Here is a 14,066-nt window from a genome sequence, read left to right as displayed (position 1 = left end):
TAGTGAACGTCGGACTGCAATCCAGGCACGACGACGCTTGCTTGCCGTATGGCTTTTGCGAGCACACTACTGGGGGGGAACCCACTGATCACGAGAAATGAACAGGCCGTGCTCCTTGCACGAAATCGACTGATTCGGGTTCCTTCCGATTGCCGCTCCTTGACTATAGGTATGATTTTTTAGCTGTCAAAATCGCTTTTGTCTGGCTCGACGGACGGTCACCTGATTTATTAGAACCAACCCATTGGCGATAAGCCGATGGGTTGGTCCGACACCCTTTGCAATTCAGTCGCTCTGGAACTGTTTGCTGTGCGGCCTGTATCGTGACGAACCGCTGGTATGTCCCGACAGGAGAACGCAATGAGTTGGTCCGCCAAACAATACGTCGCTTTCGAAGATGAACGCACCCGCCCGGCCCGCGATCTGCTCGCCGCGATTCCTACGCCTGAAGCGCGAACTGTAGTCGATATCGGTTGCGGTCCCGGCAACTCGACGGAGTTGCTGGTGCAGCGTTTTCCCGGGGCGAAGGTCAGCGGCCTGGACAGCTCGGCAGACATGATCGACGCGGCTCGCAAGCGCTTGCCGGATTTGCAGTTCGAGGTGGCCGAGATTGATCAGTGGGCTGATGCCGGGCCGTTCGATGTGATCTTCGCCAATGCCGTGTTGCAGTGGGTGCCGGATCACGCGACGTTGTTGCCGGCGTTGGCCAGCAAGTTGTCGGCCGGTGGCAGCCTGGCGATCCAGATGCCGGACAATCTCAATGAATCCTCACACCGCTTGATGCGTGAAGTCGCTGCTAATGGTCCGTGGGCGAGCAAGCTTTCCGGCGCTGCGGGGCAACGTACCGACATGGCCAGCGCCAGTGATTATTTCTCGATGCTGCGACCACACTGCGCGCGGGTCGATGTGTGGCGTACGACCTATCACCATCAGCTGTCCGGCGGGGCGGCGGGGGTGGTGGAGTGGTTCAAGGGCAGCGGGTTGATTCCGTTTTTGAGTCGGTTGAGCGAGGCGGAAAAGGCGCAGTACCTGGAGCAATATCTGGCGGAGGTTGAGAAGGCTTATCCGGCATTGGCGGATGGCTCGGTGTTGTTGCCATTTCCACGGTTGTTTATCGTCGCGACTCGCTGAAATAAATTGGACCCCTCACCCCAGCCCTCTCCCGAGGGAGAGGGAGCCGATTGGTGTTGCTTGCATAACCTGAGTTCGACTCGATTTCGCACGTCGGCGTAGCTCGTACTGGCGCTGCGGTCAGTCCCCTCTCCCTCTGGGAGAGGGTTAGGGTGAGGGCTCAGCGCTGCACCGCCACCAACATCATCATCGGCCGCTCTCGCTCTTCTGCCAGAGCCGGTTGCGCCGCGACTTCAGCATCGCTCGGCCCCCATTCATTGACATGTCGAATCGTGAATCCTGCATCGATCAGCGAATTGAGCAACGTCCCAACCGTACGATGCTGCTTGATCACGCCCTCAGCCAGCCAGTTCGTCACCCGCTCACCCTCCAACTGATAGCTGTCCAGCGGCCAACGCTTGTTGCCTTCAGCGTCAATCAACCAACCCGGATTACGTGGCGCCATAAAGATCGGATGCTCAATGGAAAACACAAAATGCGAACCCGGTTTCAGCGCCGCGTACAGGTGCGCAAACAACCCCGGCAGATCCTTGATGTAATGCAGCGCTAGCGAACTGTAAGCCAGATCGAAACTGCAGGCGGGCAGGTCGAGCTGTTCCAGGTCGCCGCGCTCATAGCGAATATTCGCCGTCGTGGTGGTCTCCCGCGCCCGCTCCAGCATCTTTTCCGAGACATCCAGCCCCAAGACACTGGCCGCGCCATTCTCAATGGCCCAGCGACTGAACCAGCCATAACCGCAGCCCAGATCCACCACGTTCAGGCCATGCATGGAGGGCAACAGCGCCTTGAGCGCTGGCCACTCCGGCGCCGCGTCGAGGCCGCCGATGGAACGGTTCATCTGGCTGTAACCCTGGAAGAATTCGGGATCGTCGTAAATGTTTTGGGTCATGGTGAAGTGCTCTTTTGAGTTCGGTCGTCAGCGGCAATGTGGCCGCGATTGGAATCCCTCGAAAGTGATGGCGCGTATTCGTCGATGGCCGCGCAGGGGGAGGGTGGTGGTTGATGAGGAAATGCTAGTCGGTTGGGCGGGAGGTGAAAACCGGTGGAGTGTTGTGGATCTGTAATGTCGGGGAAATCGCTATTTGTTATCGCTTCATAAACATGTTCCGACTGAAGTGTTTAGAGGCGTGCGGTGTTACGTCCTGAAGCCTACAAATCCTTGCGCCGTTGCCTACCGCTACGCCAGAATCCGCCGGCTTGTGCGCTTGGAGGGCGGTCGGTAACTTGGTTCGCGTCACTGATTTCCAGTGATCGGGTTTAGTAGCCCGGTATCCTCAATCTAAATAGCTGCATGAGTACCACTCAGTCAGGCGAATGCCTGCACCTGATGGTGGCTGTGCGCATGGCGCCCTCGGGTGCGCCGGATTTGGATTGGGGTCCGGTCTACTAACTTGCGCACAGCTGCCACCCATCCGTTTAGTAGCGAGATCGGTTGCGGCCTTACTAAAAGGTCTCAATCCAATGTTCAAAGTTACGCCCAATCCGCCGGAAACCGATCCGGCATCCCCCTACGAATCACCCAATTCCAAGAAATTCCACGAAGCCGCCGAACGCGCGCTCGACCACTACCTCAGCCCGACCGCGCAGATCATGGGTTCCTCCCGCGAACCCGAACCGATGTACCTCGCCAACCCTGCCTATGACACCGAATCCCTGCTGGCCAACGCCAGCGAAACATTCGGCTCGGCCACCACCATGCTCAACAACTTCGCCGCGCTGCTCGACACCTCGCACCGCAAGACTGCACTCGGCATCGCGCAGGTCGTCATGTTGGGGGAATTGGCGGTGAATCAGGCGCTGGATAAGGTTGTGCCGGCGGGTTAACCCTTTCGCTTCAAGAAGCCAAAGAAACCGGCCAATGAGTGCCGGTTTCTCGAGACGGCTACCTGGCAGCACGACTTCCGGCAAGTAGCCCGATGTTTTGGTCGATGCGTTGTTGAATGGTGCGCAAGGTTTCCTGGGTGATCACACCCGGATACAAACTTTCAGCCATGGCTGTGAATCGGCTAGCCACCTCGCAAAATCGGTCAATGATGTCGGCGGCCGTAGCGGCGTTTACTTCAGCCTCCACTGCAAGGTTGAGCAGGTGTTCTCTTCCAATTTCCAAGGCTTCACCCATCACGTCCATCTGGTGATAGCCTCCCGGCCCCTCGCAGAAAGTGACGTCATAGGCCGGCGCTAATTTCCAGTCTCCGCCAGGCGACATGATGTAAGCAAAGTTCTTCGGATGGTCGTCTCGGTTATTGAATGCGACATTGAAGACGACCCGCTCAAACGCTACGGCTTTCTCTCGTACGTCATTGCTGCACTTATGAGTCGCACGCAAGAAGTTGACGTAGTCCAGCGCCCCTGGGGATCTGAAGTCCGCACCGGTAAAGGCTGCAAGACTCTGCATGGGCACCCGCAAGTCGTTTTGTCGGTCAAAGCGTTTGGTGGCAAAAGCGGCCATTCCTTCAGACAGGCTGAAATAACGAGTGTCAGGGGTTTGGATACCGCACAAGCGTAAACATTCGGCATAGACCATTTCGATGGCGCACACCTCGGGATGTTCTTGCTGAGCCGGAAACTTCACCAACCAGGCTTCGAAACCGGGAGTGGCAGCCGTAGTAAAGGCGTCAGTGTGCGGATCGCGATACACCAGCGCTTTTGGTCGGGCGCCTTGTGGAGAACCTCCGACCAGTAGCAGCTTCTGGAGAAGCTCTCCACCTTTACCTTTGAGTACTTCCTGCACTTCGGACGCGAGCAACTCGATGGGAACATGCATTTGCGGTTCCAGCGCCTCGGGTGCAACAGGTTCAAACGACATGGCCCCCATGGCATTGTTGCCAATGTAGGCTAGCCGCTCCAAGGGGCCTATGCGCGCGGGGTTGAGGCCTCGACGTTTGAACAATCGGTCCATCAGCAACATGCCCCAGCCATCTGGCAGCGAGTCATAAACCGGCCCAGGCAGTCCCAACTGATGTGACGGGAAATCCCGGTTTAACCTGGCTCCCTGTAATGGAAGCCTCAAGGAGGAGAGTTCCAGCCCTCTGTTTTTTGCCTCATCGCTGTACTCAAACATGACCTGCGGGCGACCGGTCAGGGCTTTCGTCGAAGCAAGTGTGCCCCACCGCCAACGTTCACCCCAGCCCTCGTAGTAGACGTCCACTTGTTCAAGCATTGTCGGCTTTCCTTTTGATGCGATGACGCTTGGCCGTTTTTTCGTAGCGAATGATATCGTCTAGAGTTTCGAGCCTTGGCAGAAACAACCCTTCGAGTTCCTTTTCGCGCCCGAGAACCATTGCCACTCGCACCATGTTGTCGAAACTCACATTACGACCGGCTTCAAGGTTTGACACCGTATTCGTCGCAATGCCCGCGCGAGCGGCCACGTCTGCCTGTGTCATCTCCAAAGCCAATCGTTCTGTGCGCAGGCGGTGGCAAATCCGTTTGACGATCTCGCTTGCGGTGGTGAGGCTTAAATCCAGCATGTCGTGTGTACCGTAGGCGTTCAGTTTTGATTCTCAGTACGCAATATACTGTGGATTAAACCTGAAAATATCCTTTAACTCACAAGAAAATGTAATTAGGTTTAATGGGTAGGATAGGCCAGCACGGGTTGACGCGCCAAGGTTCAACCCTGCTGCAAAACTTTCAGAGCCGCCGACGCCAGAAAGCCCGAGCGGCTTTTCTCTTCCGGGTGATGCAACACATACTCATCAATGCGATTGAGCAAATGGCCCGGCAGGGTGATGTTGAGCTTTTGGGCTTTGCCCAAATACTTGAGCACATCGATATCCACCACGGCCCATGCACAACCGGCGTATTTCGGGTTGGCCACGTGCAGGCTCAGTTTGCTGGCCGCTGGAATGGGGGCGTCGTCGTCCGCCAGAATCTCGAAATGACCTTCGATGGCTTCGCGAGCCATGGCGACGGCATCGTCCAGATCCTCTCCGGCGGAAAAGCATCCAGGAATGTCCGGGACTTCTACACCCCAGGCGTGATGGTCATCGCCAATTGAAATCGCAATCGGGTAGAGCATATTCGTTGTCCTCCATAGCGCAACTGACTCAGAGAGTCAAAGCAGCGCCTGCTGCAAAATACTGATGGCCGTTTTCTTCAGCAGATCCTTTTTTGGATGTGGCACGGTGACCAGTCCTGGTTTGCTCGGGTGCTTGAAGTGATGGTGACTTCCTTTGATCCTTACCAGATACCAACCGTCTGCGACGAGTTGGCCGATTAAAAAACGGCTATTCACAACACCTCCCTGTGGTGTGCTTGGTGGGTACTATACCCATTGAACTAATATGATCAACACTATAACCACCGGTCGGTAGTGGTCCTCTGACGGGCGGGGTCGCTTAGCGCAGTCTAGATAAGGCAGAAGCGATGGTGAGGTGGGTGTGTTACCGGGTTTTGCTTATGTTCATGTGGCGATCTTCCGCTGCAAAATAATGGAACACATCTTTTTCTGACGTCACTGCTCGGGCTGCTAACGTTGAACTCTAATGGGCGAAGGTCATGGACCCTCAACGAGCCTGTTGAAAGGAAATCACCTCTCGATATAGCCAGCGTAGTTATGCATGGAATTTGCCCATGTGATCGTCAGAAGGGAGTGAAACGGATGTCGACTCTAAAATTCAGCTATAGAGATGCAAAGGGCGATTTAAGTCAGCGGGAGTTGATTCAATGGTCAGAGAATTCGGTTTACATTCAAGGACGATCGGCCAGCGATACCTTTCCTAAAACCTATCGCAAGGATCGCATCATCGAAGTATTGCTTGGGGCTGAGCTGCTCTTAAAGGAGGCCGCTCCTCCTTCTCCGAGGCTTCAGCACGATCGAAAGCCACCGGCGCTCGTTGCTTCAGAAGCCGCTTCGCAAACGCCTGATCCGAAAATGTCACCGGGTAGGATCAATCAAATTCTTTTCACTGGGTTCGCAGCTGCACAACGGGCTGAGCTTGAGCAAAAGGCAGTGGAATATGGGTTGAAGGTCATGAGTACGGCAGGCAAGACGCTGACGTTTCTTTGTTATGGTGAAAATGCGGGGCCAACCAAAGTTTCCAAGGCACTTGAGGCTGGAGCTTTCATCATCAACTCAGAGCAATTCTTGAATCTGATCACAACGGGAGAAATCCCCTGAAGTCATCACTTCGCTCAGCCTGCGCATTGAAACTGCACCAACCGCCGAATGCTTGTTACATGCAGCCAGCATCACCTCATTCTGCTTCTTGGTAGCTGCGGTCAGCACTTCACGGTAAACACGCTTTTTTTCATGGGATTTCGCATTACGGATGAAGTCTGCGAATGGGCTTGCGTACTCCCCTTCGAATTCGATTGTCATGGAATTGCCCCTTCATAGATCCCGAGCATGGGCACCATTTCGTGCCTCGCACGCTTCTCAAGGATTGTCGTTAGAGAGAACAAAAGCGTACAGGGGGAGAGCGCATCTTCAACTAGCGGAGTGTTTCTGAAAGGTTCCGAACTGCCCCATTTGGCCAACCTCAAATCCCAGCCACAAAAAAACCGGCCCTATAGGCCGGTTTTTTCTATCGCTGCATCCCCCGTCAAAAACACACAACGTGAGACAAAAATTGAGTGGAGCGGGTAGAGGGAATCGAACCCTCGTCGGAAGCTTGGGAAGCTACTGTTCTACCATTAAACTATACCCGCTCAGAGCGGCTGACTTTGTACCAGACTCGGCCACGGATTTGAAGTTTTTCTTTTACTCATGAACGCTTTGAATCACTGAAAACGGTCAATCGCGGGCGAGCACTGCGGTGAGAAAAGCAAAATCTCAACTCCACAGCCTCGCTCGCAACGACACCCTTCAAATAGCCAATGCATGTTGATCCTGAACAAACGAGTAACGCGTTCGGCTGGTCTGCTGTGCCGGTTTCAGAAAGCCGAGCAGGGCGTTCTGGCTGTCGCGGCACGCGGCCTTGTGTTCCATGTCGAGGAAGTGCCCGGTGGCTTGTAGCGTGGTAAACGTGCTCTGCGCCACGTGGTTGCCGAACAGGCGTGCGTCTTCGGCTGCGGTGTATTCGTCCCATTCGCCGTTTAGAAACAGCACCGGCACGTTGATCTTTTTCGCTGCGTTCAGATAGCACTGCCGATCGCTGTGCAACACGTCGCTGATGTGGAAGTGCATCTGCCCGTATTCGTGCTCGGCGAGGCTGCTGACGTGGCGATAGTTGAAGCGCTTGAACAGTGACGGCAGGTGTTTGCCGATGGTGCTGTTGACCAGATGGCCGACGCGGTCGCCGTCGCGCTGGCCGAGGTAGTCGACGCCGCGCTCGAGGTAATCGAGCATGTGCGCGTTGATCACTGGCGAGAACGAGCTGATCACCGCCCGTTCAATGCGCCGTGGCTGGTGGGCGAGAGCGACCAGGGTCGCGGCGCCGCCCCAGGAGAACGACAGCACGTGTTCGGCGGCGAAGTGGTCGATCAGCTCGAGCAGAATCTGCCCTTCGACGTCCTTGGTCAGATGTTTCTCGTGGCGGTTGTGGGCTTTTGACCGGCCCGCGTAGGGCTGGTCGTAGCAGACCACGTTGAATTGCGGGTGCAGGTTTTTCACAGTCTGTGCAAACGACGCAGTCGTGGCCATCGAGCCGTTGACCAGGATGATGGTCTTTTCTGCGGCGTCTGCGCGATAGAACTCCGTGTAAACCCGATACTGACCCTGTATATCCAGCACAGCGATTTCTGGCCTCATGTCATAAGACTCCTGGCAAGCAAGCGGGTATGCGCGCAAATAGAGATTGCACGAGCTTTGTGACAGGTAGGCATACGCCTGGAATTTGCTTGGCCCATGTCGATCCATGACTGCGGTCGACGGGTGTTGTTATTGGCGGGCAGTTTGCCGGCTGAGGCGGAGCCTTGAAGGCTCTCTACCGGCAAAAAGTTTCTTGGAAGCATGTTGTGACTCATCGGTCACAATCTGGCCGACGTCCTGATTCAAGCAGGGGAGTCGGGATCGCGCAAGTGCCGTTGGTAAATTGTTCGACAACTTCTGCTGAGCGGTCGCCGGCTTAGAACAAATGGATCTCTTCGGTGCGCAAAGCACGGTACTCGCCCGGTTTTAGCGCGTTATCGAGGTGCAGAAGCCCCATGGATTCGCGGTGCAGGCGCAGGACTTTGTTGTTGAAGAAACCAAACATGCGCTTCACCTGATGGTAGCGACCTTCGACGATGCTCAGCCGCGCCGACCGTGGGCCAAGCAGCTCCAGCTGCGCCGGTTGCGTCGTCAGGTCTTCGAAGGCGAAGTAGATGCCCTCGGCAAAGGTGATCGCATATTGCGCGCCAATCTCCTGCTCGGTCTCGACGTAGTAGACCTTTGGCAGTTTGGTCTGCGGCTGGGTCAGGCGTCGCGACCATGCGCCGTCGTTGGTGATCAGCATCAGGCCGGTGGTGTTGAAGTCCAGGCGTCCGGCGATGTGCAGATCGTCCTTGTCCGGCTCATCGAACAGGTCGAGCACGGTCGGATGTTGCGGATCGCGGGTGGCGCTGACGCACCCCGGTGGCTTGTGCAGCATGAAGTAGCGCGCTGCTTTGCCGACTTGTAGCACTTCGTCATCGACTTCGACACGGCTGAATTCCAGCACTTCGCTGTGCGGATCGCTGACGACTTTTCCGTCAATCCGCACGCGCTTTTCCACCAGCAACAGGCGAACCTGCTGACGGTTGTAGCGGGGCAGGTTGCTGAGGAAACGGTCGACGCGCATGTTCAGGTTTCAGTAAATGAAGGGGCGCGCATCTTACGGGATCGGCCGCTTGGCCGCTTGCAGTTGCGCCTCGACTTGCGCGCAACGCGGGCACAGGCAGGATTGGTTGCGCAGTTCTGGCGGCAGCGCTTCAAGCACGGCCGGGTCGATGCTCACACCATAGCACCAGCATTCGCGGTCGGCGCTGCGCGGGTCGGCGAGGCTGCAGTCGTTGCGGGCGCCGCAGGCCGGGCAATGGTCGGGTTTAACGTCAGAATCAGGCATAAGTCGAGTGAGGCATTTCCACGCAGGTGCGATTGCGGCCGGTTTGTTTGGCCCGGTACATCGCATGATCGGCCCGCGACAGCAGGCTGTGCAAGGTGTCATCGCGTTGCAGGGTGGTGACGCCGATGCTTACCGTCAGATTGAGGCGGTGGCCATCGTAGGCATATTCGTGTTGTTCGACGTGTTGGCGAATCTTTTCGGCAATTTTCTGACCGGTGTCGCCGTCGGTGTCCTTCAGTAAAACGATAAATTCCTCACCGCCCCAGCGGCAGACAATGTCGGCGTGGCGCAGGCAACTTTGCAGGTCGCGGGCAAAACCGATCAATACCTGATCGCCGGCCATGTGCCCGTAGGTGTCGTTCAACACCTTGAAATGATCGAGGTCGAGCAGCAACGCCGTCAGCGGTTTGGTTTCGCGTTGGGCTTCGTGCAGAGCCTGGGCGGCGAGAATGTCGAAGCCACGACGGTTGGGCAGTTCGGTGAGACTGTCGAGAATGGCCTGCGCCTGGATTTTGCTTTGATAACGTTTGATCACGCGGTTGAGCAGCGCCAGAACGATCAGCGTCACCAGCAGGCAGATCAGCAGATTCAGGTAAAGCGACTGGCGAATCTCACTCAGCGCGCCGTCTTCGCGTTTATCAACGAACAGGTACCAGTTCAGCTCCGGAATAAACCGTACGTTGAGGAAATGCCCTTGCCCATGAGCGGAATATTCGTAGCTGCCGCTGTGCGGTTTCGGCAACTGGCTCACCAGACTTTTCATGCTCTCCAGTTCACTCAGGCTCTGACCGATGTGCGCGCCTTCAGGCCCGCCCTCGGCGCCGGTCAACACCAGTCGGCCGAAGGTGTCGACGAAGTACACGCTGCGTTGATAGCGCTGTTGATACTTGTCGATCAACTTGATCACCGCGTCCACGGTCAGACCGACCCCGGCCGCGCCGATGAAGCGATTGTGATAGTCGTAAACCTTGTAGTTGATGAAGAACGTCAGGTTGTCCTTGTTAGCCAAATCCGGGTCGACGTTGATCTCGTACGGGTCCTTCATGTCGCGCACGCGGAAGTACCAGGCGTCGCGCGGCTCATCGACCTTGACCTGCTTGAGCACGCCTTTGGCGTGGTAGTAGGTGAGGGTGCTGTTGGAGACGAAGAAAGCCGTGTAGGCGCCGTAATGGGTCATGACTTCGTCGAGGTAGCGGGTCATCTGCTCGGGATTTTGCTCGCCGTTGACCACCCAGTCGCGCATGAAGGTGTCGCGGGACATCATCGAGGAAATCAGGATCGGCCTGACGAGGTCTTTCTGGATTTCCGAGTAGACCGTGTCGGATGTCAGCGGCAGTTCGGTGTTGACGATGTTGTCGCGGATCGACTCGCGGGAGGCGTAGTAGCTGAGTAACGACGTGGCAAGGAACCCGGCGCCGAGCAGGGCGATCAGCGTCAGGACCAGTGAGCGTTGCGAGTACAGGGGAGAACGAAGCGGCATGGCAGATCCGTTAGCAGTGGCCCGATGGCATGCATTCTAGTGGGATGGCCGGGAAAAGACTGCGGGATTTATGCCTGAAATGGCGGGGGATATGACGTTGAGGGTGTGTCTGGAGGATCGCTCCCTCACCCCAGCCCTCTCCCGGAGGGAGAGGGCGCTAGATTGTGGTGATTTCAAAAATTGTGTTCGGCTCGGTATCACCGAATGGCAACTATCTTAAAGACACCCCGGTCAGTTCTCTCTCCCTCAGGGGTGAGGGCTGAATTGTGGTGATTTCAAAACCTGAGTTCGACGGATTATCACTGAATGGCAATCCCCTCACAGACACCTCGGTCAGTCCCCTCTCCCTCCGGGAGAGGGCTAGGGTGAGGGCTGGTTTCTGGATCAACTCCGAGTTTCAAGATACGCCCGCCATCCCCCCAAATGGCTGATGTCCAGCGCCCCTTCCAGACCATACGGCTCACAAATAAACCCGCTCTCCCAACGTCCATCCGCCAGTTGCACCTTGCCCAACCCAAGCGGTGCCGGAATCCCGCTGAGGAACGAGCCCAACTCACTGCTCGGCAATTCCCACACCTCCACCGCAATCGCCACACCGCCAGCCTTGACCCGCACCATGCCCGGACGCAGCGGTGGGCCGCCGGCCAACGCGTGCAGTTGATAGTCCGGCGAACTCAACGTCGTCTCCAGCAATCTCCCGCCACGCTGCGTCAGTTGCCAGTTCAACGCCAACCCTTGCAAATGCGCGCCACACACCACGATGCGTGCGCGATCATGGCGCGCAACGTTTGCGGGCGTGGGCAATGCCGAGTCCTGCTGACGCTGCAGCGCATCGGCCACGCTCAGCAGATATTGATCGGTGAACGCCCGGCCAAACAGCGTCACGCCCCACGGCAATCCATTGGCCATAAACCCGCTCGGCACGGCGACGGCGGCGTAGTCGAGCAGGTTCATGAAGTTGGTGTAGTAACCCAGTTCGGAGTTACGCAAAACCGGTTCGGCGTGCAGTTCGGCCAGTGTCACCGGGCGGCCGATAGTCGGTGTGAGTACGCAGTCGAGATCTTCGAGTGCCTGATCGCACAGCGCTTTCAAGGCTTGCAGCCGATATTGCGCACGGAAGGTCTGTACGCCGCTCACCGCCGGCGCCTTGGCCAGCACGGCACGAATCACCGGCAAAACCGCTTCGGGATTCTGCTCCATCAACTCGCCTGCCACGCTATAGCGTTCGGCGACCCACGGCCCTTCGTAAAGCAGGCGCGCGGCTTCAAGGAATGGCGACAGGTCCAGTTCAACCGCTTCGCCACCCAAGGTCTTGAGCCGGTCGATGGCATCGCCGAACAGCAGCGGGCCTTCGACGCAGCCGAAAAACTCGAGATCCTGCGCGCGCGGCACACCGAATCGAAATGCGCGTGGCGCACCAAACGCCGAGCCGTCATTCCACGATGGATTGCGGCGGCTGTATTCGTCGCGCGGATCAAGTTTTGCCGTCAACGCGAGCAACTGACTGGCTTCACGCGCCGTCGCGGTAAACGTGGTCACGCAATCCAGCGTGCGGCATGCGGGCAGCACACCGGCCGTGGAAATCAGGCCTTTGCTCGCCTTCAATCCAACCAGATTGTTCAGCGCCGCCGGCACTCGACCGGAGCCTGCGGTGTCAGTGCCCAAGGCAAAACTCGCCACGCCCAACGCCACCGCCAGCGACGAACCGGCGCTGGAGCCACCGGACGGATACTCCGGCAACACGCTGTTCGGGCACGCGCCATACGGCGAGCGACTGCCGTTGAGCCCCGTGGCGAATTGATCGAGGTTGGTCTTGCCCAGCGGAATCGCCCCCAAGGCGATCAACTGCTCGACGATGGTCGCCGAGCGCTCCGGCACATAAGCAAAGTCCGGGCACGCGGCGGTGGTGGCAATACCCGCCAGATCAATGTTGTCCTTGATCGCAAACGGCACGCCATACAGCGGCAGACTGTCGAGGTCGCGGCCGTCGAGGGCGGCAAGGTAGGGCTCCAGTTCAACGACGCTGAGCAGATGAATGAACAGGTGATAATCCGGGTTCAGCGCGGCAGCTTTCTCGCGCAGTTTCGCCAGCAGTTGACGTGGTGTTGTGTCGCCATTGCGATAGGCCTGGCGCAGAACATCGAGTTGCAGATTCATGAGTTGATCCTTATCCAATTGGCTTCAGTCGAGTTCCAGCACCACGACCCGTTGTCCGGCACGCACCGCCGAACCGGGCTGCACGCGGATCTCGCGCACCACCCCGGCCATCGGCGCGAGTACCGGGATTTCCATCTTCATCGACTCGAGAATCACCAGCACGTCACCCGCCGCGACACGGCTGCCGGCCTCGACCTGCACCTGCCAGAGATTGCCGGCAATGTGGCTGTCGACGCTGTGCTCACCGTTGGCCAGTGGAGCGTCTTCGCTGGACTCCGCCACGGCTTCTTCGCTGTCGAAATGCGCCTGACCGCTGGCGATCCAGCGTTCGCGCTCGGCGTTGAATGCGCCTTGTTGCTGAGCACGAAACGCGTTGATGCTCTCGGCTTCACGGCTGAGAAACGCCTGATACTCGGCGAGGTTGAGCTGGCTGTGTTCGATGTTCAGCTCGAAACGCCCCAGCGGAAAATCGCGGCGAATGCGCAGCAGTTCTTCGGCGCTGACCGGGTAGAAACGAATCTGATCGAAGAAGCGCAGCAGCCACGGTTTGCCGTCGAACGCGGTGACTTCGCGGTAGCGGTTCCACATCTGCAAGGTGCGCCCGACAAACTGATAACCGCCGGGACCTTCCATGCCGTACACGCACATATAGGCACCGCCGATGCCCACCGAATTCTCGGCGGTCCAGGTGCGTGCCGGGTTGTATTTGGTTGTGACCAGACGATGACGCGGATCGAGTGGTGTGGCCACTGGCGCGCCGAGGTAAACGTCGCCAAGCCCCATCACCAGATAGCTCGCCTCGAACACCGTGCGCTGCACTTCGTCGAGGTTGGGCAGGTCGTTGATGCGGCGGATGAACTCCAGATTGCTCGGGCACCACGGCGCGTCCTTGCGCACAGTAGTCATGTATTTTTCGATGGCCAACTGGCAGGCCGGGTCGTCCCACGACAGCGGCAAATGGATGATGCGCGACGGCACTTGCAGGTCGTTGGCGGCGCACACCGCGTCCCATTCACCGGCGACGATGCCGAGCAGATCGACCAGCTGCAGTTGCTCGGGCTGGTAGTGGATTTGCAGCGAGCGAATGCCGGGGGTGAGGTCGATCACGCCGTGCAGGGATTTGTGTTCCAGCGCTTGCATGAGGGCGTGGGCGCGGAAGCGCAGGACGAGATTGAGTTCAGGCTCGCCGATTTCCAGCAGTAAATGAGTGTCGCCAGAAACCCGCCCGACAAGTCGCCTATCCCCCTGACCCAACCTCAACACCACAGGCGACACAAGCCCCTGTAGGAGTGAGCCTGCTCGCGATGTAGGTGATGCGGTGTCTGTTATGG

The 14,066-nt window shown here is 57.7% G+C and carries 15 protein-coding genes and 1 tRNA gene; 3 read left to right on the top strand and 13 right to left on the bottom strand.

Translation table 11 applies throughout. The features are described 5' to 3' along the window. Nucleotides 1-360 precede the first annotated feature (360 nt). Complete coding sequence (gene tam, locus ACM6JQ_RS12185) at nucleotides 361-1,131, top strand: trans-aconitate 2-methyltransferase (RefSeq protein ID WP_095113806.1); 771 nt, start codon at nucleotides 361-363, stop codon at nucleotides 1,129-1,131. A 160-nt stretch (nucleotides 1,132-1,291) separates the two neighbouring features. Here tam and ACM6JQ_RS12180 read toward each other — a convergent pair whose 3' ends face one another. Beyond that, nucleotides 1,292-2,020, bottom strand: a complete 729-nt coding sequence (locus tag ACM6JQ_RS12180) for a class I SAM-dependent methyltransferase (protein ID WP_095113805.1) — start codon at nucleotides 2,018-2,020, stop codon at nucleotides 1,292-1,294. A 572-nt stretch (nucleotides 2,021-2,592) separates the two neighbouring features. Between ACM6JQ_RS12180 and ACM6JQ_RS12175 the strand changes: the two genes are divergently transcribed. Continuing rightward, nucleotides 2,593-2,955, top strand: a complete 363-nt coding sequence (locus ACM6JQ_RS12175; protein ID WP_414893887.1) for a DUF6124 family protein — start codon at nucleotides 2,593-2,595, stop codon at nucleotides 2,953-2,955. Nucleotides 2,956-3,013: 58 nt separating this feature from the next. Here the strand turns inward: ACM6JQ_RS12175 and ACM6JQ_RS12170 are convergent, their stop codons facing one another. The 4 genes from ACM6JQ_RS12170 to ACM6JQ_RS12155 form a co-directional block, all read right to left on the bottom strand. After that, a complete protein-coding gene (locus ACM6JQ_RS12170; protein ID WP_007911475.1) occupies nucleotides 3,014-4,291 on the bottom strand; it encodes a type II toxin-antitoxin system HipA family toxin in 1,278 nt (425 codons plus the stop codon). Next, entirely contained in the window at nucleotides 4,284-4,601 is a 318-nt protein-coding gene (locus ACM6JQ_RS12165; protein WP_007911474.1) for a helix-turn-helix domain-containing protein, read from the bottom strand. The genes ACM6JQ_RS12170 and ACM6JQ_RS12165 overlap by 8 nt, the downstream gene beginning before the upstream one ends. Nucleotides 4,602-4,744: 143 nt before the next feature. Then, nucleotides 4,745-5,152: a type II toxin-antitoxin system HicB family antitoxin gene (locus ACM6JQ_RS12160; protein ID WP_007911473.1), complete on the bottom strand. Its 408-nt coding sequence runs from the start codon at nucleotides 5,150-5,152 to the stop codon at nucleotides 4,745-4,747. Nucleotides 5,153-5,188: 36 nt separating this feature from the next. Further along, nucleotides 5,189-5,368 carry a type II toxin-antitoxin system HicA family toxin gene (locus ACM6JQ_RS12155; protein WP_007911472.1) on the bottom strand — a complete coding sequence of 60 codons (180 nt, stop codon included), beginning with the start codon at nucleotides 5,366-5,368 and terminating at the stop codon, nucleotides 5,189-5,191. Between the two features lie 366 nt (nucleotides 5,369-5,734). Here ACM6JQ_RS12155 and ACM6JQ_RS12150 point away from each other — a divergent pair, with 366 nt between their 5' ends. After that, a complete protein-coding gene (locus tag ACM6JQ_RS12150) occupies nucleotides 5,735-6,253 on the top strand; it encodes a BRCT domain-containing protein (RefSeq protein ID WP_042704881.1) in 519 nt (172 codons plus the stop codon). Here ACM6JQ_RS12150 and ACM6JQ_RS12145 read toward each other — a convergent pair. From ACM6JQ_RS12145 to ACM6JQ_RS12110, 8 genes are all read right to left on the bottom strand, one after another. After that, nucleotides 6,209-6,454 (bottom strand): hypothetical protein, encoded by a 246-nt coding sequence (locus ACM6JQ_RS12145; RefSeq protein WP_007911471.1) that lies wholly within the window; start codon nucleotides 6,452-6,454, stop codon nucleotides 6,209-6,211. The two genes, ACM6JQ_RS12150 and ACM6JQ_RS12145, sit on opposite strands and share 45 nt — an antisense overlap. 255 nt (nucleotides 6,455-6,709) lie before the next feature. Further along, nucleotides 6,710-6,783, bottom strand: a tRNA-Gly gene (locus ACM6JQ_RS12140). Nucleotides 6,784-6,940: 157 nt separating this feature from the next. Further along, nucleotides 6,941-7,825 (bottom strand): alpha/beta fold hydrolase, encoded by an 885-nt coding sequence (locus tag ACM6JQ_RS12135; protein WP_007911470.1) that lies wholly within the window; start codon nucleotides 7,823-7,825, stop codon nucleotides 6,941-6,943. Nucleotides 7,826-8,141: 316 nt separating this feature from the next. Further along, the gene (locus tag ACM6JQ_RS12130; RefSeq protein ID WP_414893886.1) at nucleotides 8,142-8,834 is read right to left on the bottom strand and encodes a pseudouridine synthase; all 693 of its coding nucleotides are present in this window, start codon (nucleotides 8,832-8,834) and stop codon (nucleotides 8,142-8,144) included. Between the two features lie 33 nt (nucleotides 8,835-8,867). Next, complete coding sequence (locus ACM6JQ_RS12125) at nucleotides 8,868-9,098, bottom strand: cysteine-rich CWC family protein (protein WP_007911468.1); 231 nt, start codon at nucleotides 9,096-9,098, stop codon at nucleotides 8,868-8,870. Further along, complete coding sequence (locus ACM6JQ_RS12120) at nucleotides 9,091-10,578, bottom strand: diguanylate cyclase (RefSeq protein ID WP_414893884.1); 1,488 nt, start codon at nucleotides 10,576-10,578, stop codon at nucleotides 9,091-9,093. The genes ACM6JQ_RS12125 and ACM6JQ_RS12120 overlap by 8 nt, the downstream gene beginning before the upstream one ends. Before the next feature lie 384 nt (nucleotides 10,579-10,962). After that, a complete protein-coding gene (gene atzF, locus ACM6JQ_RS12115) occupies nucleotides 10,963-12,735 on the bottom strand; it encodes an allophanate hydrolase (RefSeq protein ID WP_414893883.1) in 1,773 nt (590 codons plus the stop codon). A 24-nt stretch (nucleotides 12,736-12,759) separates the two neighbouring features. Beyond that, a partial coding sequence (locus ACM6JQ_RS12110) for a carboxyltransferase domain-containing protein (RefSeq protein WP_414893882.1) occupies nucleotides 12,760-14,066 on the bottom strand: 1,307 nt, incomplete at its 5' end.

Origin of the sequence: Pseudomonas sp. IT-232MI5, from assembly GCF_949767845.1 — a bacterium.
Classification (GTDB): Bacteria; Pseudomonadota; Gammaproteobacteria; order Pseudomonadales; family Pseudomonadaceae; genus Aquipseudomonas.
Note: the sequence above shows the minus strand (reverse complement) of the source record. Positions and strands in the feature narration are given on the sequence as shown.

Bases quoted from the DNA above. Each gene is read 5' to 3' on its own strand.
- ACM6JQ_RS12175 (WP_414893887.1), top strand. From the start codon at position 2,593: ATGTTCAAAGTTACGCCCAATCCGCCGGAAACCGATCCGGCATCCCCC.
- ACM6JQ_RS12180 (WP_095113805.1), bottom strand. From the start codon at position 2,020: ATGACCCAAAACATTTACGACGATCCCGAATTCTTCCAGGGTTACAGC.
- ACM6JQ_RS12170 (WP_007911475.1), bottom strand. From the start codon at position 4,291: ATGCTTGAACAAGTGGACGTCTACTACGAGGGCTGGGGTGAACGTTGG.
- ACM6JQ_RS12125 (WP_007911468.1), bottom strand. From the start codon at position 9,098: ATGCCTGATTCTGACGTTAAACCCGACCATTGCCCGGCCTGCGGCGCC.
- tam (WP_095113806.1), top strand. From the start codon at position 361: ATGAGTTGGTCCGCCAAACAATACGTCGCTTTCGAAGATGAACGCACC.
- atzF (WP_414893883.1), bottom strand. From the start codon at position 12,735: ATGAATCTGCAACTCGATGTTCTGCGCCAGGCCTATCGCAATGGCGAC.
- ACM6JQ_RS12130 (WP_414893886.1), bottom strand. From the start codon at position 8,834: ATGCGCGTCGACCGTTTCCTCAGCAACCTGCCCCGCTACAACCGTCAG.
- ACM6JQ_RS12150 (WP_042704881.1), top strand. From the start codon at position 5,735: ATGTCGACTCTAAAATTCAGCTATAGAGATGCAAAGGGCGATTTAAGT.
- ACM6JQ_RS12165 (WP_007911474.1), bottom strand. From the start codon at position 4,601: ATGCTGGATTTAAGCCTCACCACCGCAAGCGAGATCGTCAAACGGATT.
- ACM6JQ_RS12120 (WP_414893884.1), bottom strand. From the start codon at position 10,578: ATGCCGCTTCGTTCTCCCCTGTACTCGCAACGCTCACTGGTCCTGACG.
- ACM6JQ_RS12145 (WP_007911471.1), bottom strand. From the start codon at position 6,454: ATGACAATCGAATTCGAAGGGGAGTACGCAAGCCCATTCGCAGACTTC.
- ACM6JQ_RS12135 (WP_007911470.1), bottom strand. From the start codon at position 7,825: ATGAGGCCAGAAATCGCTGTGCTGGATATACAGGGTCAGTATCGGGTT.
- ACM6JQ_RS12160 (WP_007911473.1), bottom strand. From the start codon at position 5,152: ATGCTCTACCCGATTGCGATTTCAATTGGCGATGACCATCACGCCTGG.